This is a genomic window from Xylophilus sp. GOD-11R (assembly GCF_033546935.1).
Lineage (GTDB): Bacteria > Pseudomonadota > Gammaproteobacteria > Burkholderiales > Burkholderiaceae_C > Xylophilus.
This window is the reverse complement of sequence record NZ_CP137854.1, coordinates 2,377,574-2,399,126: the sequence shown is the minus strand read 5'-3', so window position 1 is coordinate 2,399,126 and position 21,553 is coordinate 2,377,574. Positions and strand designations below refer to the sequence as shown.

The following is a 21,553-nucleotide window of genomic DNA, read 5'->3' as shown; positions in this document are numbered from 1 at the left end:
ACAAGCACCATGAAAACCATCCGCCGCATACCGCGCCGCACCGCCCTCGCCGCCCTGGCCACGATCCCCCTGGGCTGCGCGCTGCCGGCGGCCGCCCAGGGCTTTCCGGACAAGCCGATCACCTTCGTCGTGCCTTTCGCCGCCGGCACCGCCACCGACCAGATCGCCCGCGCGCTCGCCAACAGCGTCACCGCCGAGAGCAAGCAGGCCGTGGTGATCGACAACCGCGCCGGCGCCAGCGGCTTCATCGCCTCGCAGCAGGTCGCCAAGGCCCCGGCCGACGGCTACACCGTGCTGATCACCACCAACACCACGCACGCGGCCAACGAGCACCTGTTCAAGAAACTGCCCTACGACCCGGTGAAGGACTTCGCGCCCATCGCCGGCCTGGGCAAGGGCGGGCAGATCATGGTGGTCAACATGAACTTTCCCGCCAAGTCCGTGGGCGAGTTCATCGCGCTGGCGAAAAAGGAGCCGGGCAAGTACAGCTTCGGCAGCGGCAGCTCGTCGTCGCGCATGGCCGGCGAACTGCTGCAGCAGATGGCCGACATCAAGCTGCTGCACGTGCCCTACAAGAGCAACACCCTGGCGGTGACCGACCTGCTCGGCGGCCAGATCAACATGATGATCACCGACACCGCCACCGGCCTGCCCCAGGTCAAGGCCGGCAAGCTGCGCGCGCTCGGAGTTTCCGGCGCCAAGCGCTCGCCGCTCGCGCCCGACGTGCCGACCATCGCCGAAGCCGCCGTGCCGGGCTACGAGATGGGCTACTGGTTCGCCGCCTACGCCCCGGCCAAAACGCCGCCCGCGGTGGTCAAGCGCCTGAACGAACTGCTGGTGCATGCGGCCCGCAGCGAGGCCGCACGCACCGCCTTCTACGAGCAGACCGGCACCGAGGTCTTCACCACTACGCCGGAGGAACTGGCGAAATTCCAGGCCGACGAGTCGCAGAAATGGGGGCGCATCGTAAAGGCCGCCGGCATCGAGGCCGAGTAGCCTGGCAGACAGGCCGACACGGCGTAGGGCCAAGGCGGCGCGGTACACAGGCCGCGCCGGCCGCGCCTAGGATCCGCCGCTTCGCCAACCACTCCGCGCAGCCGGATCCCAACCATGTCTCTCTCGATGTTCGACGCCTCCGTCACCGTTTTGCGCCACTCGCTGGGGCAGCTGGCGCACCTGCTGGAAAAGGCCGCGGCCGACGCCGCGTCCCGCAAGATCGCGCCGGAGATACTGGTGCAGGCACGCCTGGCGCCCGACATGCTGCCGCTGGCGGCCCAGGTGCAGATGGCCTGCGACACCGCCAAGTTCGCCGTCGCCCGGCTGTCGGGCCAGAAGGCGCCTTCGTTCGACGACAAGGAAACCACCTTCGCCCAGTTGGCCGAACGCATCGCCGCCACGAGCGACTTCATCGCCACGGTGCCGGCGCAGGCCTTCGAGGGCAGCGAGGAGCGCGCCGTCACCGTCGGCAGCGGCGAGCGCGCCCGCAGCTTCACCGGCCAGGGCTATCTGCTGCACTTCGCGCTGCCCAACTTCTTCTTCCACGTGACGACCGCCTACGCGATCCTGCGCCACAACGGCGTGCCGATCGGCAAGAGCGACTATCTCGGCGCGGCCTGAACGCGGGGCACGCGCGCGGCGTGCTCCACCAGGGCGATGCCGGCCAGGATCAATGCCAGGCTGAGCAGATGCGGCAGGCGCAAGGGCTCGCCGAGCAGCAGCGCCGCGAACCCCACGCCGAAGACCGGGATCAGGTTCATGAAAACGCCGGCCCGGGCCGCGCCCAGCGTCTCGATCGCGTGCAGAAAAGCCAGCTGCGCTCCGAACGACGCACCCAGGCCCGAGAGGCCCATCAGCATCCAACCCTTGGCCGTGGGCCAGTGCCAGCCGTCGTGCACGGCTTCCAGCAGCACCAGCGGCGTGGTCAGCAGCAGGGCCAGCCAGCAGAGCACGCCGAAGAGCTGGCTGGCGTCCATGCCGCGCCGCTGCCGGACGCCCAGCACGAAGCAGGCGTAGAGCGCCATCGCCACGAGCGTGATCGCACCGCCCAGCAGCTCGCCCCGCAACGATGCCGCCCCCGACCCCGCGCCGGCGGCGATGCCGAACACAAGCGACACCCCGAGGCACGCGACCAGGCTGCCCAGCACCTGCGACCGCGACAAGGCCTGCCCGAAGTACAGCCAGGTTCCCAGCAGCACGAAGATGGGGATCGAGCCCTGCAGTATCGACAGGTTGACCGCCGGACTGAAGCTGCCGGCGATGTAGAACAAGGTGTTGAAACCCACCATGCCGCTGAGCGCCAGGCCCGCGAGCAGCCGCCATTGCGCCCGCGCGGCCGGCAGCGCGGCGAGCAGCCTGCCGCGCAGCAGCACCGACATGCACACCGCCCCCACCAGCAGCCGCAGCCAGGTCGCCAGGGTCGGCGCCACCTCGCCGGCCGCCGCCCGCGCCACCACCGCGTTCAGCCCCCAGAGCATGGTCGCCAGCAACGCCAGCGCGTAGGCCCGGCCCAACGGCCGCGCCCCGCTCACTCGACCACGCCGTAATGACTGACCAGCCGGCGGATCAGGATGCGAAACACCCAGTCGGTCAGGATGCCGAAGCCGCCCAGGCACAAGATGGCGATGAAGATCTGGTCGGTCGCCATCCACAGCCGCGAGTTGAAGATCAGGTAGCCCAGCCCGGACTCGGCCGACACCATCTCGGCCGACACCACCACCATGAACGAATTGCCCATGGCGATGCGCATGCCGGTCAGCGCGAAAGGCAAGGCCGCCGGCAAGGTGACATACCAGAAGATCTTGCCCGGCGACGCACCCAGCGACTGGGCCGCGCGCATCTTGTTGGGCGAGATGCTGCTGACGCCCACCATGGTGTTGATCACCACGATGAACACGGTGGTGTAGACGATGATCAGCACCTTCGACAGCTCGCCGATGCCGAACCAGATCACCACCGGCGTCAGCCAGGCGATGGCCGGCACGAATCGGAAGAACTGGGTGTACGGCGCGAAGATCTTGCGCATCGTGCGATGCGTGCCGAGCAGCAGGCCGATCGGGATCGCGACCACGCTGCCGATCACGAAGCCGAGCAGGATGCGCTGCATGCTGATCGCCACATGGCCGAACAGCTCGCCGCTGCCGATCATCTCGACGGCGGTGCGCGCCACCACCAGCGGCCCGGGAAAGAACTGCGGCTGGAAGAAGCTGGTGGCCACCACATGCCACACCAGCAGGAAGCCGGCCAGGGAGACCAGCCCCAGAAAGGCGTCGTTGAAGGCCAGCATTCGCGCCTTGCGGCGCTGCCGGCCGCCGGCCTCGAAGACCGGCGCGGTCGCGGGATAACTCATGGCGCGTTTCTCCTAGTGCAGCAAGGCGTTGATTTCTTCCCACAGCTCGCCGAAGCGCGGGCTGGAGCGGCGGCGCGGGCGCGGCAGGTCGTTGTCGAGCACCTGCAGCAGGTGCGACCGAGGGCCCTTGCTCACGATGCCGATGCGGTCGGCCAACAAGATCGCCTCGGAGATGTCGTGGGTGATGAAGAGCACGGTCTTGCGGTCGGCCTCCCAGATCTGTGCCAGCTCGTCCTGCAGGCTGGTACGGGTCTGCGCATCGACCGCGCCGAAGGGCTCGTCCATCAGCAGGATCTTGGGATCGTTGGCCAGCACCCGGGCGATCTGCACCCGCTGCTTCATGCCGCCGGACATCTCGCCGGGAAACTTCTTCTCGTGGCCGGTGAGGTGCACCGCGTCGATGAAGCGTCGGGCCACGGTTTCGGTCTGCGCGGCATCCATGCCTTTCATCCTGAGTCCGAACGACACGTTCTGCAGCGCGTTGAGCCAGGGAAACAGGGCGTCCTCGTTCTGGAACACCACACCGCGGTCGGCGTCGGCACGGCTGACCGCCTGCCCGCCCAGCGAGATGGTGCCGGCATCGGGCTGGGTGAAGCCCGCCAGCAGATTGAGGATGGAGGTCTTGCCGCAGCCGCTGGGGCCCAGCAAACAGAAAAACTCGCCCTCGTTGACGCTCAGGCTGAAGTCCTCGAGCACCGGCGCGGCGTTCTTCGCGCCGGGGTAGCTGTAAGAAACGCGGCTGGCCGACAGCAGCGGCCGGCCGGGCGTGGAAAGCATCGTGGTGTCCATGTGTGCCTTTCAGTCCTGGAGAAGATGGCGAACCTGCGCCAGCAGCGAGGCGATGTCCGCCAGGCGGTCGACCGCCATGATTTCCGCGCGCAGCGAACGCACACCCAAAGCACCGACCACCGGCTCCGCGAACGCGGCGAACTTGTCGAACACCTGCTCGTCGGTCACGTCGCGGCGCGGGTCGCCCGGCGCAATCTCCACCGTCTTCTCCAGCCGGCGGCCGTCGACGGTGAGCACGACCACCCGCGCCGGCGTGGTGTCGGGGTAGCGCAGGCTCATGTCCGCATCGGACACCACCGTGGTGCGCCGCGCGAGCGCCAGCACCGCCGGGTCGTCGCGGCGGGCGCGCTCGAGTTGGGCCATGCCGTAGTCACGGTCGGTGAGGGACACCGCCACCGAATACGGCAGGCTGTACTGGGCCGCCGACAGACTGGCGCCGGGCTCCAGGTAGCGGTCGAGCAGGCGCGCGGCGTGGTCGTAGATATGCACCTCGACCGACACGATCGCGCCCGGTTCCACCGCCGTCTCACGTGCCAGCAACACCGCCGCCTCGATCGCGGCATGGCCGAGCCGGCAGGCCGGGTAGAACTTGAAATACGTCTCGCGCAGGCTGTACCAGCGGCCGAAGTCGCGTGTCATCGGCTCCAGGTCGGGCGGGCGCTTGTTCATGATCTCCATGAAGCCCCGGCCCCGCGTCGCCGAGCCCTCGACGCCGCAAGCCTCGAAGCCGGCCTGCGCCATCAGCGCCGCTTCGACCCCCATGCGCGCCGCATAGCCGGTGTGGAAAGCCTTGCTCGAATAGCCCTCCCACAGGTTCTCGGCGGTGGAGACCGGCAGCAGGAAGCCGGCGATGCCCAGTGCGTTGGCCATCGCCTCGGCCGGAAGGCCCAGCATGCGGCCGGACGCCGCCGCACTGCCGATGCTGCCGGCCGTGCCGTTGGGCATGTAGCCGCCGGCCATGTGGTGCGGATGCGCGGTCGCCGCCACCCGGTTGGCCACCTCGTATCCGGCGACGATGGCAGCCACCAACTCGGCACCGCTGGCATGCGTAGCCTCGCCCAGCGCCAGCGCCGAGGCGATCACCAGCGAGGGGTGGATGCCGCCGAAACGCCATCCGTCCTGCGACTCCAGCAGGTCCGACAACGTGCCGTTGGCCAGCGCCGCGCCGGCGATGCTCGCCCGGCCCAGCGGTGCGCCGCGTCCCAGCACGGTCGACTCGTGGCCCGGCGCCATCGCCTGCGCCACGGCGACGACGCGGGCGCCGAGTTCGCTCTGCCCGCCCGCCAGCATCACGCCGACGGTGTCGAGCAGGGTCAGCTTGGCGCGGTGCACCACGTCTTCGGGCAAATCATCGAGCCGGATCGAAGCGGCATGCGCCGCCAGACGGACCGTAGCGCTGCGCGGATCGGGCGTTGCCTGCGCCGACCCGGTCACCACCGCGCTCACCAGCCCGCCACCCGGTCGGGGGCCACGGCCTTCAGGATGTCGGGCCGCATGAACTCGTTCCAGTCCGGCGCCTTCTTGATCAGCCCGTTGCGCCTGGAGAACTCCGCGAGGTTCTCGAAGTCCTTGAGCACCGGTTCCTTGTTCATCGAGATACGGAAGCTCAGCTCGTTGAGGCCGCGCTTGGCATCGGGCTCGGGCAGGCGAAAGCCCTTGTGAATGATCTCGGCGGTCTCTTCCTTGTTCTTCGTGATCCAGTCGGTCGCCTCCATGAGACCGGCCAGGGTGTCTTCGGCCAGCGCCTTCTGACGAATCAGGTCTTCCGAGAAGTAGAGATACATCACGAACTCCAGCCCGACGTCGCGCGATACCGCGATGGTGCGCGCGCCCTTCACCAGCGTCGCCGCGCGCGTGTTCCAGGGCTCCCACAGGAAGAACGCGTCGATGTCGCCGCGCTGCAGGGCCACGATGGACTCGGGCGTCGGAATGCCGCGCGTCTGGATCTTGCTGCCGTCGAGCTTGTAGGTGGCGAGGAAGGCCTCGTAGAAGTACTGGGCCGATGAGCGCGGCGGAAACGACACCACCTTGCCGTACAGGTCCTCGGGCTTCTTGATGCGCTCGCTGACCGTGGCCGCGTACAGCGTGCCGCTGCTGCTGAGCTGGCCGACCGGATAAAGCCGGCCGCCCTTGTCCCAGCGGACCATGGCCGTGACGCCACTCGACGAGCCGACCTGGGCGGCGTTGGTCAGCAAGGCGTCGAGTGCGGTTCCGCCGTCGTCGAAGGAGCGGAAGGTGAAATCGATACCGCGCTTGCGCAGAAAATCCTTCTGCGCCGCGACCGGGAACGTGCTGAAGTAGGAATCGATGCCGGTGGCAGCCAATATCGGTTTGTTGGCGGCAAATACGCGTGGTGCGAATGTCGCCATGCCCGCGGTGGCGGCTCCCGTCAGGAGGATATTGCGGCGTAACCGGGATTCAGGTTGGATCGGCATTATCAAGAGTCCTCGAAAATATAGGGCGACGACATCGAACGAGGTCGATTGCCAGGCGGAGGCGCGGAACTTTCCGTGTCCGCCTTCGAAGCCCATAGCAGATTCAATGCCTGATTGCGTTTTTTGGAACCCGATTCCATTGAATAGAATTCTGGTTCGCCATTCACCTCGAAAAATATGCGGTGAAATTCCAGCAGAAAGAATATTCACGCATTAACAACATCGAAATGGAATTTCCGGGAAGGTGCGAGTTACTACGGCTGACGACTAATCACGGGTTATTTGGCTCGCTCGAATAAACCCAGCTGCAGACTGCTTGTTTCGGTGCGCCGGCCAAAAAAAAACCGCCTCGGACGAGGCGGCTGGTTACCGGATTGGTGCGCCGTCAGCGCGGTTCCGGAATCGACTCGATCCTGCCCAGCAGGAACACGAACGAGAAGATGCCGACCAGCAGGATCACCCCGGCCAGCAGGAAGGCGTTCACGAAGGAGCCGGTGGCGCCCACGATGAAGCCGGTGGCGATGGGTGCGGCGGCGCCCATCAGGTTGTTGCCGAAATTCATCAGCCCGCCCACGGTGCCGACACCGCCGCGCGGCGCGATCAGCGACGGCAGCGACCAGCCCACCGGTGCGGCAGCGGCCAGCCCACCCAGCGCGATGGAGATCCACACGATGGCCCACACCGGGTCGGTCGTCTGCGTGGCGCCGAACACCGCCAGCCCCAGCACCATGCCGCAGACCAGCACGCTCTTTCGCACCTTCGATTCCTCGTAGCCCTTGGAGATGAGCCGGTCGATCAGCCAGCCGCCGACGAACAGATCGGAAATGGTGGCGACCATCCAGGGAATGGCAGCGAAACCGGCCGACTTGATGATGCTCATGTGCATCGTCTGCACCAGATAGCCCGGCAGCCAGGTCAGGAACAGGTAGAACGAGTAGCCGTAGGCCGCGAAGCCGATGGTCAGGCCCCACACCTTGCGCTGGGTCAACAGGTAACCCAGCATGCCGCTGGCGCTGACCGGCGGCACGCCCTCGGGCTGCGCGCCGCCTTCCAGGATGAAGCGGCGCTCCAGCGGCGACAGCTTGGTGTCGGCGCTCGGATCACGGTAGATCACCAGGAAGGCCACGAAGTACGCGAAGCTCAGCACCGCCGTCAGCGCAAAGCCCCAGCGCCAGCCCATGCCGACCACCACGAAGGCGACCATCGGCACGCCGATCACGTTGGAGAACTTGGCCGCCGCGTCGAACAACGCCGTGGCGAAACCGCGCTCCTGGCGCGGAAACCAGTAGCCGGTGGCCTTGGAGCTCACCATGAAGCCCGGCGCCTCGGCCACGCCCAGCAGCATGCGCGCCGCGAAGATGCCCGCCCAGCCGCCGGCAAACGCCGTGATGGTGGAGGCCAGCCCCCAGCAGAAGGCGCCCCAGCGGCCGATGCGCGTGGGCCCGAAACGGTCGAGCAGCATGCCCGCGGGCACCTGCAGCAGGGCGTACGACCAGAAAAAGGCCGACAGAAAGAAGCCGACCTGTTCGGGCGAAAGGTGCAGCTCGGCGCTGATCTGCGGTGCCGCCACCGACAGGCTCAGCCGGTCGAGGTAGTTGACGAGCACGCCGATGCCGAGCAGCCCGCCGATGCGCCAGCGGCGGTTGGGTACTTTCTGGCCGTCGAGGATTGCCATGGATGTCTCCGGGTATGGATGTAAGCGTTGGGAGAGAGAACGAAGCGCGGCCGTGTGACGAATATCGGGCCGCGTCGTGGGGTTGAAATCGGAGGACTAAGCGGCCAGCGACATGCGCCAGGCATGGACACGGCGCACCAGATCGGTGACGGGCTCGGCCGCCGGCACCGGCAACACGCCGGCTTCGCCGGTGGGGTCCTGCAGCGTGGCGAACTGGCTGTCGACCAGGCTGCTGGAGAAGAAATGGCTGCCCTTGCGTTGCTCGACCCGCGCCAGCGCCTGGGCCGGGCTGATCTCCATGAACACGAAACGCAGCTGCGGCACGGCGGCACGCAGGGTGTCGCGGTAGGCGCGCTTGAGGGCCGAGCAGGTCAGCACCGCCCCCTGTTCGTGGGCGGCGAGCGCGATGCCCAGGGCGTGGAGCCAGCCGGCGCGGTCGGCATCGTCGAGCGCGATGCCGTTGTGCATCTTCTCGATGTTGGCCGGTGGGTGAAAATCATCGCCTTCGATCAGCGGCAGGCCCATCTCTTGCGCCATCGCCGAGCCGAGACTCGATTTGCCGCAGCCGGAGACACCCATCACCACCCACCAGGTCGCACCCGCGGCGTCGTTCTTGAAGTTTGCTGTCATGGAATTCGGTCCATCAAATGGAAACGACCAGCGGGCTCGACAGCGCCGCAGGTCGTTCGGACAGCGCTATCCTAACGGCGTGTCCGAAGGATTCCTCTCCGGGTTTGCACTGAGTCCGACCCCCTCGTTTTCCATCCCTTCACGACCCGAATGACCCGTTCCAAGTCCCGCGGCACCGGCCGCGTCACCCTCCAGCACGTCGCCGAGAAAGCGGGTGTCAGTCCCATCACCGTGTCGCGAGCCCTGCGCGGCGAACGAGCCGTCACGCCGGAGCTGGTCGAGCGCGTGCGCGTTGCCGCCGAGGCCCTGGGCTACGTGCCCGACCCGGCCGCACGGGCGCTGGCGTCGAGCCACAGCAACCATGTGGCGGTGCTGATTCCGCTGCTGTCCAACACCTTGTTCGTGGACCTGGTGGAGAACGTGCAGCGCACCCTGCGCCCGGCGGGTTTTCAGACGCTGATCGGCATCACCCACTACGACCCGCAGGAAGAGGAACAGCTGCTGCGCGAACAGCTCGCCCATCGGCCCGCCGGCCTGCTGGTGACCGGCTTCGAGCGCAGCGAAGCCACTCGCCAGCTGATCGCGGCCAGCGGCCTGCCTTGCGTGCACACCATGGAGACCAGCGCCGAAGCCGGCGTCTACTGCGTCGGCTTTTCACAGCACGGCGCGGGCCATGCCATCACCGCCCATCTGCTGGCCGGCGGCGCCCGGCGCATCGCCTTCGCCGGCGCCCAGCTCGACGCCCGGGTGATGCAGCGCGCCGAGGGTTGGCGCGACTGCCTGCGCCAGGCCGGCTGCCACGACGCGGCACTGGAATTCCTGGTTCCGCAGCCTTCGTCGCTCGGCCTGGGCGCCGAGATGTTCCAGTCGATCATGGCGACGCCGAACCCGCCCGACGCCATCTTCTTCTGCAACGACGACCTGGCCCAGGGCGCGCTGCTCGCCGCGCTGCGCCTGGGCATCGCCGTGCCCGGGCGCGTGGCCATCGCCGGCTTCAACGACCTGCCGGGCAGCGAACAGATGGTGCCGCCGCTCACCACCCTGCGCACGCCGCGCGGCGAGATCGGCCACACCGCCGCCCAGATGCTGCTGCAGCTCATGCGCGGCCGGCCGGTGGCCGACCATTGCGTGGAGCTGCCCTATCAGCTGGTGGTGCGCGGCAGTACGGTCGCCGCCTGATCCCCACGGCTCATTGACGCCCGCGCGGACCCGCATCGCGCGCTGCGTTCGTCGCTTTTAAAGCGGTGTTCGTGCCGCCCTGGCGCGGTTTCGTCGCAGCATCGCCGAGACCTCCGCGCGCTCCCTACAGTCCGCCCCTTTGCAACCCGAGGGGAATGGATTGGCGCATTGGAAAAAGCAGGCTCTCGACTGGGCCGTTCTGGCTGCACTGGGGCTGTCGCTGACGGCTTGTGGAGGCGGTGGCGGCAGCGACGACAGCACGGTCATGGGCAATGGAGACGGCATCGCCGGCCAGCGGCAAGCCACGCCGCCTACGCCGCCTACGCCGACAACGCCGCCAACGCCGGAAGTGCCGGGCACCGTGCAGGTGCAGGGCATCGTCCGGTTCGAGTCGATCCCCACCAAACCGACCGGCGGTCTGGACTACGCCGCACAGACGGCGAAACCCGCGCGCTACATCCGCGTGGATGCCATCGACGTCGCCGGCACGGTCGTCGCCCAGGGCGCGACAGACGCCGATGGCCGCTATGCGATGGCGGTGCCGCCACTGCGATCGATCCGCGTGCGCATGTTCGCCTCGATGGTCGCGCCGGGCAGCGATTCCGGCCAGCCCTCTGCCGAGGTGGCGGACAACACCGACAAGCTCGCGCTCTACACCGCCATCACGCAGCCGTTCACCTCCGGCACCAGTTCCGCGCAGCACGACATCCGCATTCCGTCGGGCTGGGCACCCGTCGACGGCGGTATCGAACTGCCATCCGGCCGGGTGGCGGCACCCTTTGCCATCCTCGACACCATCTACACCGCGCAGGCCCGGGTGCTGGCGAGCGCGCCCGCCACCGTCTTCCCGCTGCTGACCGTGATGTGGAGCAAGGCCAACACCGGCAGTTCTAGCGTGTCTTCCATCGATGTGGCGTCCGGCGACATCGGCGGCACCCAGTTCCTGACGGTCAAGGGCTATCCGGTGATGCTGCTGCTCGGCAAGGCCGGTGTGGATACCGACGAATACGACGCCTCGGTCATCGCCCACGAATGGGGCCACTACTGGCAGCAAAGCTTCAGCCGCGACGATTCGCCCGGCGGCACCCACGAATGGGGCGACCTGCTCGACCCCACCGTCGCCTTCAGCGAAGGCTTCGCCACCGCCTGGTCCGGCATCGCGCTCGGCCGAGACTCCTTTGTCGACAGCTTCGGGCCGCAGCAGAAGCAAGGCAGCGCGACCAATCTGCTGGCAGCGCCGACCGACGCGAGCAGAGGCTGGTTCCGCGAAGACTCGGTGCAATACCTGCTGCGCCGACTTCACGACCTGCATGGCCCGCGGGTGGTTCTCGACGCCATGGCCGGGCCGATGCGCACGTCGCCGGCCAACACCGGCATTCACGCGTTCCACCAGGCGGTCACGGCCGTTTCGACGTCCGCTGCGGCAACTCTGGCGCCCTTGCTGCGCACGCAGGCGATCGAGCCGAACACCGACGCCTGGGGCATCGGCGAAACCAACGGCGGCGGGTCCACGGTCGCTCTGCCGATGGTCCAGCCCCTGGCCCTGGGCGCCGCCCCGACCACCGCTTGCGTGTCCGCCAGCTTCGATCCCTACCGGGTCGGCAACCGACTCGGTCAGATCGCCTATCTGCGTGTCGCCATTCCAGCGGCCGGCACTTACCGCGTGACGGTCGACGGCCCCGCCACCACCAACCCCGACTTCATCCTGCGCGACACCGCCGGCGAGGTGCTGCGCTCGTTCACCACCGGTTCCACCACCGAGACCGCCGCCGCCGAATTGAAGGCTGGCGAACACGTCATCGCCGTGCGCGACGGCAACCGGTCTTCGTCACACGCCTGCTTCCAAGTGAGCATTCAATGAGCCCCGCTTCCATGCACCTCTCTTCTCTCTTCCTGCGCCCTTTCCGCACGGCACTGGCATGCGCGCCGTCACTGGCGGTGTTCGGATGCATGCCCGCGCACGGCGCACCGGTGCTGCCGCTGCAGGTGTCCGACATCCAGGCGCAGGCCCCCACCGGCAAGCCGCGCACCGGGCCGGTGAAGATCGCCTACGACGGCGGCGGTCGGGCCGCCATCGGCCAGCCGCATGCGGTGACTTTCCGCTTTTCGCGCGTACCGGCATCGCCGCCCGTCACGGTGAGCTTCAGCGCCGACGAAGGCGTGGCGCTGGCCGACGCGCAGGCCCGAACGCTGCCGGCCGGGGAGTCGTCCATCACCATCGTCGCCACGCCATCGGCGCGCGGACGCAAGTTCGTCAACGTATTCACCCGCCTCGGCACGGGCGGCACGGCCGACGCGTTCGTGCTGCAGGTCGGGGCGCCTGAAACCCGGCCGCAAAGCGACGGCAGTTTCAAGCCCGGTTCCGGGGAACGGCCTCTCCATCTGATGCAGATCCCCTGATGGCTGCGCCCGCTTTGCCTCCAGGCCGCGTGGCGGCTTGCTGGTTGGTGGCTGGGGTGATGGCCGCCCTGCCCGCTCGGCCCTTGCTGGCGGCCACGGCGGCGACGGCCTCGCCGTCGCTTTCGCCATCAAACGCCCTGTCGCGGGCGCCGGTCCGCGTGAAGCCCACGGTGAGCTCGCGCATCACCGGCCAGGTCCGCACCGGCAGGCCGGTGTCAGTACAAATCGCCATCGCAAACGTCGGAATTGCCGGCGCGAGGCTGAGTTTCTCCAGCGACCGGCCATTGAAGCTGGGCGCGGCCAAGCCGCGTCGGCTGCCGCCCGGGGATTCGTCGCTCACCCTGCGTGCCACCGCCCGATCGCCGGGTGTGCATTTCATCTACGTCAGCCTGCAACACGACGGGGGCGGGTCGCTGACGCCGATTCCGGTGGAAGTGCGAAGCCGGGAGGCCAAGGCCTCATCGGCCAAGGCGTCCAAGGGGTCCAGACCTTCCAAGGCGCCGGAAACCGACAACTCGAAAAAGTCAACCAATACGCAAGCCATGGCCGACACGGCGAAGAAGAGAAAGAAGAAGAAGAAGAAAAATGACGGCGGCGCCGCGACCGGCACGCGCAGCCACGAGTAGCCTCCAGCCCGGGCGCGTTGGCCGCCGACCGGCGCACCCGCAATCGTGCGGCCGCATGTAGCGGCCAGCACTGCGGCTGACGCAGAATTCCGCCCTGCCCCCGGTCGTTTGCGCCGCCGGCACAACCAAAAAGCAGGAGACACCCCCCATGCGGATCGCCATCGTCGGCGCAGGCGCCATCGGCGGATTCATCGGCACCCGGCTCGCGGCCACCGCCGGCTGCGAGGTTGCCGCACTGGCCCGTGGCGCCACGCTGCAAGCCTTGCGCAGCCAGGGCTGGCGGCTGCAGGAACAAGGCGCAGTGGTCCAGGCGCCGGTAGCCGCCGCGTCCGACCGCGCATCGGATCTGGGCGTGCAGGACATCGTGTTCATCGCTCTCAAGGCGCCGGCCCTGCCCGGTATCGCCACCACCATCGCACCGCTGATCGGTCCGTCGACCGTCATCGTGCCGGCGATGAACGGCGTGCCCTGGTGGTTCGGCCAGGGCATCGCGGAACTGGCCGGGGCACCGCTGGAAAGCGTCGACCCGGGCGGCCGCATCGCTGCCGCCCTGCCCCTGGCCCAGGTTCTCGCCTGCGTGGTGCATGCCAGCGTCTCCACGCCGGAGCCGGGCCTGGCGCTGCACGCGATGGGCCGGGGGCTCATCGTGGGCGAGCCGCAGGGCGGCATCAGCGAGCGCGCGCAAGCCATCGCCCATCTGCTGAAGCAAGCCGGTTTCGACGCCAGCGCGGTGCCCGATGTGCGCTGGCACCTCTGGTACAAACTTTGGGGCAACCTCACGATGAACCCGGTGAGCGCCGTCACCGGTGCCACGGCCGACCGGGTACTCGACGACCCGCTGGTGCGCCGCTTCTGCACCGACGCCATGCAGGAAGCCCAGGCTGTCGGCGCGCGCATCGGCTGCCCTATCGAGCAAACGCCGCACGATCGTCACCAGATCACCCGCAAACTAGGCGCCTTCAAGACCTCGATGCTGCAGGACGTGCAGGCCGGCCGCCCCATGGAGCTCGACGCCATCGTCGGCGCCGTGCACGAGATCGGCCAGCGGATCGGCGTGCCCACGCCGAACATCGACGCCCTGCTCGGCCTCGCCCGCCTCTTCGGGCGATCGCACGGGCTGTATCCGCCAGCTTGAGCGAGCGCCGGCGGCGATGGCCCGCAGCCTAGTGCGCGTGGCCCCAGTAGATGAGCGCGTCGCGGCCTTCCACCGCCAGCGACACCTTGGCGCCCACCGGCAGCAGCACCTTGGTCGGCACATGGCCGAACGGCAGACCGGTCAGCACCGGCACCGTGAGCTGCGATCGCAGCCACTCCACCACGCTCGCCATCTTGAAACCCCGGTCGTGCGGCGTCAGGCGGAAATCGGTGAACTGGCCGAGCACGATGGCCTTCTGCCGCCCCAGGATGCCGGTCATCAGCAGCTGGCCGAGCATGCGTTCGATGCGGTAGGGATGCTCGTTCACGTCTTCCAGGAACAGCACGCCGTTCTTCACCGCCGGCATGAAGGGCGTGCCTACCAGGCCGGCCAGTACCGCCAGGTTGCCGCCCCAGAGTGTGGCCTTGGGCAGGTACAGGTCGTCCGGCGCCGCCGCGGTAGAGCCGCGCGGCGCGGCCGGCAGGCGCCAGCCGGTGCCTTCGCCGTGGCCGTAGATCAGGTCGTCGAAGCAGGCCTCCATGATGTCGTCAGGCACATCGGCCGTGCCGAAATCGCCCACCAGGCCGGGCCCGGCCCAGGTGGTGGCGCCGGTCTTGGCCAGCACGGCGAGTTGCAGCGCGGTGAAATCGCTGAAGCCGACGAACTTCATGCCGGCGGCGATGGCCTTGGCGACGATGTCGTAGTCGATCGCCGGCAGGATGCGGGTGAGGCCGTAGCCGCCCCGACTGATCAGCGCCACGTCCGCACCACTGGCGCACGCGCGGTGAATGGCCGCCACCCGTGCCGCATCGTCGCCGGCGAATCGCTGGTGCGAAGCGAGCGCGTCGGTGTCGATCTCGACCTCGTGGCCGGCCGCCTGCAAGCGCTTCACGCCGCGCCGAAACGCCGCCTTGTCGCGCACCGCACCGGCCGGCGAGTAGATGTAGATGCGCCGGGGACCGTGGTCATGACCGCAATGCGCATGATCGCAGTCGGCGTCGTGATGGTGGTGGTGCGGATCGGCGTGCGCTTTGGTGGAGGACGGCAAGCGGATGTCGGCCCGGATGAGAGGACCGCCTCGGCATAAAAGGGTGGACGAAATCAGGCGGCGAAGTATTCCACAGCACGTGCCAGCGCCTCGGGCCCTTCTGACTCCAGGTGCAGCACCGGAATCGTGCGGGTGACGGCGCCAGCCTGCGGCTTCCAGCCATCGGCGAAGGCGCGCGGTCCCGCCGTGTGGCCCCGGTCGGGGAACGGCAGCGCCGCGAGGTGGCTTCGCGCTTCGTCGCGTTCGACGGTGGGCAACAGCACGATGCCGGCCGCCTGCGCCCCCAATGCTGACCACAGCGCCACACACAGATCGGCCTCGGCCGCCTCGGCCAGCAGCACGACGCGCCGCAGCCCGAGCGATTCGCACCACGCGCGCAGCACCTGCACATGCCAGTCCAGCCGATGCAGATCGCCGCGCTTGGGTTTGTCGCTGCGGCCGAAGCCGATCAGGTCGGGCACCAGCACCCGCACGCCGTAGCCGGCCAGGCTGGCCGCGATGGCCGCGAAACGCACACCCCAGTCGCCTGCGCCGTGCAGGCAGATGAAGACAGTGGCGGCTCGCTCGTCGCCCAGCTCGACGTGGTGCAGGCGCAGGCCGGCCAGCGCCGGCAGATCGTGCGTGTAGGCGCCCTCCCAGGCAGCGGCGCCGTCCACTTCGAAGGCGTTGCGCGGTGTGCGCAGCGCGTCCTCGCGCAGCGGCTGGGCCACGCGCGCCTGCGCCGCCCGCCGTTCGCGAAAGAAGTCCTGCAGCATCGCGCCGCATTCCCCGGCGAGCAGGCCACCTTCCACCCGCGTATGGTGGTTGAGCAAGGGCTCGTCGAACAGGTTCACCACCGAGCCCGCCGCCCCGGTGCGCGGGTCGGCGGCGGCAAAGACCACCCGCGCCACGCGCGCGTGCAGCAAAGCGCCGGCGCACATCGGGCAAGGCTCCAGGGTGACGTACAGGGTGCAGCCGTCGAGCCGGTAATTACCGGCCGCCGAAGCCGCCGCGCGCAGCGCCACCATCTCGGCATGCGCGGTGGGATCCGCCAGCGCGACGGGTGCGTTGGCACCGGTCGCGATCACCTGGCCGTCGCGCACCAGCACCGCGCCCACCGGTACTTCGCCGGCCGCGCGGGCGGCCTGCGCATGGGCCATGGCCAGGCGCATGGCGGCTTCGTCGGTCAAGGGTGCGGAGGCGGGGTGCACGGCCTTCCTGCGCTCACTTCACCTTGTCTTGCGACACGTCCATGACCAGCCGGGTCGCCAGGTACAGGCGCGGCACGATGGTGCCGATCTGCACGTATTCGGCATCGTTGGAATGCGCGCCGAAGCCGCTCAGCCCCATGCCTTCGATGACCGCGCCGCGCGACTTCAGCGCTGCAAAGGCCGCGTCGGTGCCGCCACCGGTCGCCACGTCCAGCACCTTCATCGGCAGGCCGATTTCCTCGTACACCGCGCGGCCGTGCGCGGCCAGCTTGCGCGCCGCGTCCGAGGCCTCCAGCGGCGGGCGACGCACTTCGAACTTCACGCTGACCTTCGCGTCGGGCAGCAGCTTGTTCTGCACCTTCTCGCGCAGGCTCTTTTCCAGGGCGTCGAAGTCCGACACCTTCAATGCCCGCGCGTCCGCCTGAGCCGATGCCTCGCCGGGAATCACGTTGCGGTTGGTACCGGCCTTGGCGACCGTCCAGTTGAGCTTGAGCCCGCGGTCGTTCTGCGAGAGGTCCTTGAGCTGCAGCAACTGGTGCGACAGCTCATAGAGCGCGTTCACACCGCCCTCGGGCCGGGCGCCGGCGTGCGAGGTCTTGCCCACCACGTCCAGGTAGGCCGCGCCGATGCCGCTGGTGGCCAGGCGCAGGCTGCCGTCGGTGCCGCCGCCCTCGAAGGACAGCACCACATCCTGCTCCGCGCCCAGTCGGGTGATGGTGGCGCGGGCGCCGGGCGAGCTGATTTCCTCGTCGCCGTTGATCAGCACGGTCAGCGTGCCGTAGTCGCGAAAGCCGAGCTGCTGCAGCATGGCCACCGTGTGGATGATGGCCGCCACGCCCTGCTTGTCGTCTGCGATGCCCAGGCCGTAGGCCTTGTCGCCTTCGACGCGGAAAGGCTGGTCCTTGAGCATGCCCTTCAGGTAGACGGTGTCCATGTGGGCGATCAGCATGATCTTGCGGCTGCCGGTGCCCTTGAACTCGGCATGCACCACCTGCCCCACCTTCTCGGGCGTGTCGTCCATGCGAAAGATTTCGGTCGGCGAGATCAGCTCGACCTTGCCGCCCAGCGCCTTGAGCCGGTCGCCGATGAGCGCGGCGATCTTCGCCAGGCCTTCGAGGTCCTTGCTGCCCGACTCGATGTTCACCAGGTCGCGCATGGTGTCGAGCATCGGCTGCTGCTGCGCCTGTGCGGCCTGTTGGATGTCGGCGCGCGGCGCTGCCTGGACGCCGGTGGTCAGGCCGATGGCGGCGGCAATCGCCAATACGCGAAAGGAAGAGGTTGGCATGGGTCGTGTCTCCTGCAAAAAAGCCCCGGAACTTAACACCGCTCCGGGACTAGTCGTTCTTCTCGCTGCCGAAGAAATCGTGCATCTGCGCCAACACCGAAGTCGGATCTTCTTCCGCCAGGTAATGCCCGCAAGGCGCCAGCGCGCCGCTCACGTTCTCGGCCTGCGCCTCCCACAACTCCAGCACGTCGAAGCAGCGGTGCACCACGCCTTCGGCGCCCCACATCACCCGCAGCGGCATGGTCAGCTTGACGCCTGCCTCGCGGTCGTCGCGGTCGTGTTCCAAATCGATGCCGGCCGAGGCACGGTAGTCGGAGCAGATCGCCGTGGCGGTGCCCGGCAGCGCGATGCAGCGTTCGTATTCGGCCATGGCGGCCGGGGCGAAGGCGGCCAGGCCGGCATGGCGGCGACCCATCACCTCGCGCACGTAGGCCCGGGGATCGGCCTCGATCAGGCGCTCGGGCAGCGGCGCCGGCTGGATGAGGAAGAACCAGTGCCAGTAGCTGCGGGCGAAGTCCTCGTCGGTGCCGGCGTACATGTCGAGCGTGGGGGCGATGTCGAGCAGCATCAGCTTCTCGACACATTCGGGGTGGTCCAGCGCCAGCCGGTGCGCCACCCGCGCGCCCCGGTCGTGGGCGCCGAGCAGAAAGCGCGCATATCCCAGGTGCGCCATCAGCTGCACCATGTCGCGCGCCATGGTGCGCTTGGAATAGGCCATGTTCTGCGGATCCGGCACCGGCCGCGACGAATCGCCGTAGCCGCGGAGGTCGGCCACCACCACGGTGAAGCGCATCGACAGGCCTTCGGCCACCCGGTGCCACATCGCATGGGTCTGCGGATGGCCGTGCAGCAGCAACAGCGCCGGCCCGTGGCCGCCGACCAGCGCGTGGATGGTGGCGCCGTCGACCTGCACGTCGTGCGCGATGAATCCTTCGAACATCTCCGGGCTCCTGGTTGTTTGCCCAAATTCTGCGCGAACTGCCGGGGCCGCATGCAAAATGACGCTTCTACGATGGCCAAAGCCTCTCAACGCAAACTCGCACCCACACGCGGTGGCATCGCCAATGGCCTGCCGCCCCGCCGTGTCGGACCGGTCGGCGCGCCGCAGCAGCGTGCGGAGGCGCTCGCGCTGTCGGAAATGGTCAACGAGCTGCTGGCCCAGAACAAGGTGCTGCGCTACAGCAACGAGGCCGCCGAAAGCGCCTCCGAGCGCTTCGAGACCCTGTTCGCCAGCGTGCCGCTCGCGCTGATGGTGGTCGACGAGCACGACATGGTGGTGCAGGCCAACGCCATGGCCCACCGCGTTTTTCAGCCGACCGAGCGCGATCGGCCACTGATCTCCCTCATGCCCTTCGTCAGCCGCGGCCACGTGGCCAAGGTGGCGCAGGGTTTTCGCGAAGCCAGCCGCAGCGGCCACAGCGAAACCTCCGAAGTCGTGTTTTCCAGCGGCGAGAGCGTCATGCTCTGCGGCGACCTGCACATCCGCCGCATCGAGACCATGCACGAGGACGGCCATCCGCAGGTGCAATACATCTGCGCCATCGTCGACCAGGGCCCGCTGCTGGCCGAGCGCCGCGCGCTGCAGCAGAGCGCCATGGCGCTGCAGGAACGCAACGAGCAGCTCTACCTGGGCGAGCGCCGGCTCGAGGCGGTCATCAACTCGGCGCTCGACGCGATCATCTGCGTCGACCAGAACCAGCGCATCACTGTCTTCAACCCCACGGCCGCCGCGCTGTTCCAGTGCAGCGCCAGCAATGCGCTCGGCAGCCCGCTCGAGCGTTTTCTGCCCGACGCGGCGCAGGCGCTGGCTTTCGCGCAGATCTCCACGCAGGCGATGCTGGGCGAGCGCACCGCCCGCACCGCCTCGGGCCGGGAGCTGTCGGTGGAGATCAGCGTTTCGTTCGAGCGCCACGCCGCTGGCGAAAGCACCACCGTCTTCGCGCGCGACCTCACCGGCCGCAAGAAGGCCGAGGCCCAGCGTTCGGTGCTCGAAGCGCAGCTGCGTGAATCGCAAAAAATGCAGGCCATGGGCACGCTCGCCGGCGGCATCGCCCACGATTTCAACAACATCCTCTCCGCCATCCTGGGCAATGTGGAGCTCGCCAAGGCCGACCTGCCCGGTGGTTCGCCCGCCCTGGTCAGCCTCGACGAGATCGGCAAGGCCGGGCGCCGCGCGCGCGACCTGGTGCGGCAGATCCTCACTTTCAGCCGCAACGAGCCGACCCAGCGCGAGCCGGTGTCGCTCTCCGAGGTCATCCACGAAACCGAACGCCTGCTGCGCGTCACCCTGCCGCCGGCCATCGAGCTGCGACTCGACCTGGCCGCCGAACTGCCGCCCGTCATGGCCGACGCCACGCAGGTCGAGCAGGCCCTGCTCAACCTCTGCACCAACGCCATCCAGGCGATCGGCGACCAGCGCGGCAAGGTCACCGTCCGGCTGGACATCGCCCATCCCGACCAGCGCACCTGCGAGCGCCTGGGCCTGTCGCCCGGGGCCTATGAAGCCCTGACGGTGAGCGATACCGGCAGCGGCATCGACAGCGCCACGCTGCAGCGCATCTTCGAGCCCTTCTTCACCACCAAGGTCGTCGGCCAGGGCACCGGGCTGGGCCTGGCCGTGGTCCACGGCGTGATGCGCACGCACCTGGGTGCGACCGACGTGCGCAGCATTCCCGGCGAAGGCAGCACCTTCACGCTTTATTTCCCGGCCGGCGTGGCCGTCGACGGCATGCCCAGCGGCAAACCCGAACGCCGTGTGGAGCCCGCCACCGCCACCGAAGGCCAGGGCCGGCACGTGATGTACGTCGACGACGACAAGGCGCTGGTCTTTTTGGTCGAGCGACTGCTGCGCAAGCGCGGATTCCGCGTCACCGGGTTTTCCGACCCCCGCGAGGCCGAGGCCGCCTTGCGGGCCAATCCGCAGGGCTACGACCTGCTGGTCACCGACTACAACATGCCTGGCTACAGCGGCCTCGACCTCGCCCGCGAGGCCCGCCAGATCCGTGCCGACCTGCCGGTGGCGCTGGCCTCCGGCTACGTCACCGCCGACATCGAACGCGCCGCCCGGCAAGAGGGTGCCCGCGCGCTGATCCACAAGCCCAACGACGTCGAGGAGCTGTGCTCCACCGTGCAAAGACTGGTGCAGGGCGACCGGCATTGAGCGGCCTGCGGATCGAATACGTCGACGCCCAGCTCCTGATCGTCGAGAAACCCGCCGGCCTGCTGGCGGTTCCCGGGCGCGGCGAAGACAAGCAGGACTGTTTGATCGCCAGGCTGCTGGCGCCCTACCCGGATGCGCTCGTCGTACACCGCCTCGACATGGCGACCTCCGGGCTCATGGTCTTCGCCCGCGATCCGCCAACCCAGGCGGCGCTCGGCCAGGCCTTCGCCGAGCGGCGGATTTTCAAGCGTTATGTGGCGGTGGTCGACGGACGCCCCTCGCCCGACCATTCGGGCGACGACGGCTGGTCCGTCATCGACCTGCCCCTCATCGCCGACTGGCCGAATCGCCCGCTGCAAAAAGTAGACCGGGCCGCCGGCAAGCCGAGCGTCACCCGCTGGCGCGCACTGGGCCCGGACGCCGACCATGCCGGCGCCACCCGCGTCGAGCTGGAGCCGCTCACCGGCCGCTCCCACCAGCTGCGGGTGCATCTGCAGGCCATCGGCCATGCCATCCTCGGTGATGCGCTCTATGCGACCACCGAAGCCGCATCCCGCGCTCCGCGGCTGCTGCTCCACGCCCAGACGCTGGGCTTCGCCCATCCCGTGACTGGCGACAAGCTGCGCTTCGACAGCGCCCCCGATTTCTAGACAAG

20 protein-coding genes are annotated in these 21,553 nt (G+C 68.5%); 9 read left to right on the top strand and 11 right to left on the bottom strand.

Annotated features, from left to right (window positions below):
* The first annotated feature begins 9 nt into the window (after positions 1–9).
* A complete protein-coding gene (locus R9X41_RS11325; protein WP_318634969.1) occupies positions 10–996 on the top strand; it encodes a Bug family tripartite tricarboxylate transporter substrate binding protein in 987 nt (328 codons plus the stop codon).
* 114 nt (positions 997–1,110) lie between these two features.
* Complete coding sequence (locus tag R9X41_RS11320; RefSeq protein WP_318634968.1) at positions 1,111–1,617, top strand: DUF1993 domain-containing protein; 507 nt, start codon at positions 1,111–1,113, stop codon at positions 1,615–1,617.
* Here R9X41_RS11320 and R9X41_RS11315 read toward each other — a convergent pair.
* The 7 genes from R9X41_RS11315 to R9X41_RS11285 all read right to left on the bottom strand — a co-directional run bounded on the left by R9X41_RS11315 (position 1,599) and on the right by R9X41_RS11285 (position 8,875).
* Positions 1,599–2,528, bottom strand: coding sequence for a DMT family transporter (locus R9X41_RS11315; RefSeq protein ID WP_318634967.1), 930 nt, complete (start codon positions 2,526–2,528; stop codon positions 1,599–1,601). The genes R9X41_RS11320 and R9X41_RS11315 overlap by 19 nt on opposite strands.
* Positions 2,525–3,346: an ABC transporter permease gene (locus R9X41_RS11310; protein WP_318634966.1), complete on the bottom strand. Its 822-nt coding sequence runs from the start codon at positions 3,344–3,346 to the stop codon at positions 2,525–2,527. Before R9X41_RS11310 ends, R9X41_RS11315 begins: the two co-directional genes overlap by 4 nt.
* A 12-nt stretch (positions 3,347–3,358) precedes the next feature.
* Positions 3,359–4,123 carry an ABC transporter ATP-binding protein gene (locus R9X41_RS11305; RefSeq protein WP_318634965.1) on the bottom strand — a complete coding sequence of 255 codons (765 nt, stop codon included), beginning with the start codon at positions 4,121–4,123 and terminating at the stop codon, positions 3,359–3,361.
* A gap of 21 nt (positions 4,124–4,144) precedes the next feature.
* Positions 4,145–5,581, bottom strand: coding sequence for an MmgE/PrpD family protein (locus R9X41_RS11300; protein WP_318634964.1), 1,437 nt, complete (start codon positions 5,579–5,581; stop codon positions 4,145–4,147).
* Positions 5,578–6,504, bottom strand: coding sequence for an ABC transporter substrate-binding protein (locus R9X41_RS11295; protein WP_318634963.1), 927 nt, complete (start codon positions 6,502–6,504; stop codon positions 5,578–5,580). The genes R9X41_RS11300 and R9X41_RS11295 overlap by 4 nt, the downstream gene beginning before the upstream one ends.
* A 451-nt stretch (positions 6,505–6,955) precedes the next feature.
* The gene (locus R9X41_RS11290; protein ID WP_318634962.1) at positions 6,956–8,245 is read right to left on the bottom strand and encodes an MFS transporter; all 1,290 of its coding nucleotides are present in this window, start codon (positions 8,243–8,245) and stop codon (positions 6,956–6,958) included.
* A gap of 96 nt (positions 8,246–8,341) precedes the next feature.
* Positions 8,342–8,875 carry a gluconokinase gene (locus R9X41_RS11285; protein ID WP_318634961.1) on the bottom strand — a complete coding sequence of 178 codons (534 nt, stop codon included), beginning with the start codon at positions 8,873–8,875 and terminating at the stop codon, positions 8,342–8,344.
* Positions 8,876–9,025: 150 nt separating this feature from the next.
* On the opposite strand from R9X41_RS11285, the gene R9X41_RS11280 reads away from it, so the two are divergent.
* The 5 genes from R9X41_RS11280 to R9X41_RS11260 all read left to right on the top strand — a co-directional run bounded on the left by R9X41_RS11280 (position 9,026) and on the right by R9X41_RS11260 (position 14,215).
* On the top strand, positions 9,026–10,054 hold the full coding sequence (locus R9X41_RS11280; RefSeq protein WP_318634960.1) for an HTH-type transcriptional regulator GntR: 1,029 nt from the start codon (positions 9,026–9,028) through the stop codon (positions 10,052–10,054).
* 160 nt (positions 10,055–10,214) lie between these two features.
* Entirely contained in the window at positions 10,215–11,915 is a 1,701-nt protein-coding gene (locus tag R9X41_RS11275; protein WP_318634959.1) for a hypothetical protein, read from the top strand.
* The gene (locus R9X41_RS11270) at positions 11,912–12,454 is read left to right on the top strand and encodes a hypothetical protein (protein WP_318634958.1); all 543 of its coding nucleotides are present in this window, start codon (positions 11,912–11,914) and stop codon (positions 12,452–12,454) included. The genes R9X41_RS11275 and R9X41_RS11270 overlap by 4 nt, the downstream gene beginning before the upstream one ends.
* Positions 12,455–12,513: 59 nt before the next feature.
* Positions 12,514–13,080, top strand: coding sequence for a hypothetical protein (locus R9X41_RS11265; protein WP_318634957.1), 567 nt, complete (start codon positions 12,514–12,516; stop codon positions 13,078–13,080).
* Between the two features lie 148 nt (positions 13,081–13,228).
* Positions 13,229–14,215: a 2-dehydropantoate 2-reductase gene (locus R9X41_RS11260; protein WP_318634956.1), complete on the top strand. Its 987-nt coding sequence runs from the start codon at positions 13,229–13,231 to the stop codon at positions 14,213–14,215.
* A 28-nt stretch (positions 14,216–14,243) separates the two neighbouring features.
* Here R9X41_RS11260 and R9X41_RS11255 read toward each other — a convergent pair whose 3' ends face one another.
* Genes R9X41_RS11255 through R9X41_RS11240 form a run of 4 tightly spaced genes read right to left on the bottom strand, consistent with a single transcriptional unit; the run spans position 14,244 to position 18,678 of the window.
* Complete coding sequence (locus R9X41_RS11255) at positions 14,244–15,263, bottom strand: LD-carboxypeptidase (protein ID WP_318634955.1); 1,020 nt, start codon at positions 15,261–15,263, stop codon at positions 14,244–14,246.
* Positions 15,264–15,316: 53 nt separating this feature from the next.
* The gene (gene tadA, locus R9X41_RS11250) at positions 15,317–16,432 is read right to left on the bottom strand and encodes a tRNA adenosine(34) deaminase TadA (RefSeq protein ID WP_318634954.1); all 1,116 of its coding nucleotides are present in this window, start codon (positions 16,430–16,432) and stop codon (positions 15,317–15,319) included.
* A gap of 34 nt (positions 16,433–16,466) precedes the next feature.
* Positions 16,467–17,738 carry a M20/M25/M40 family metallo-hydrolase gene (locus tag R9X41_RS11245; protein ID WP_318634953.1) on the bottom strand — a complete coding sequence of 424 codons (1,272 nt, stop codon included), beginning with the start codon at positions 17,736–17,738 and terminating at the stop codon, positions 16,467–16,469.
* Between the two features lie 49 nt (positions 17,739–17,787).
* Positions 17,788–18,678 (bottom strand): alpha/beta fold hydrolase, encoded by an 891-nt coding sequence (locus R9X41_RS11240; RefSeq protein ID WP_318634952.1) that lies wholly within the window; start codon positions 18,676–18,678, stop codon positions 17,788–17,790.
* Between the two features lie 72 nt (positions 18,679–18,750).
* On the opposite strand from R9X41_RS11240, the gene R9X41_RS11235 reads away from it, so the two are divergent.
* The gene (locus R9X41_RS11235) at positions 18,751–20,898 is read left to right on the top strand and encodes a PAS domain-containing hybrid sensor histidine kinase/response regulator (protein ID WP_412556683.1); all 2,148 of its coding nucleotides are present in this window, start codon (positions 18,751–18,753) and stop codon (positions 20,896–20,898) included.
* Entirely contained in the window at positions 20,895–21,548 is a 654-nt protein-coding gene (locus R9X41_RS11230) for an RluA family pseudouridine synthase (RefSeq protein ID WP_318634951.1), read from the top strand. The genes R9X41_RS11235 and R9X41_RS11230 overlap by 4 nt, the downstream gene beginning before the upstream one ends.
* Positions 21,549–21,553 lie beyond the last annotated feature (5 nt).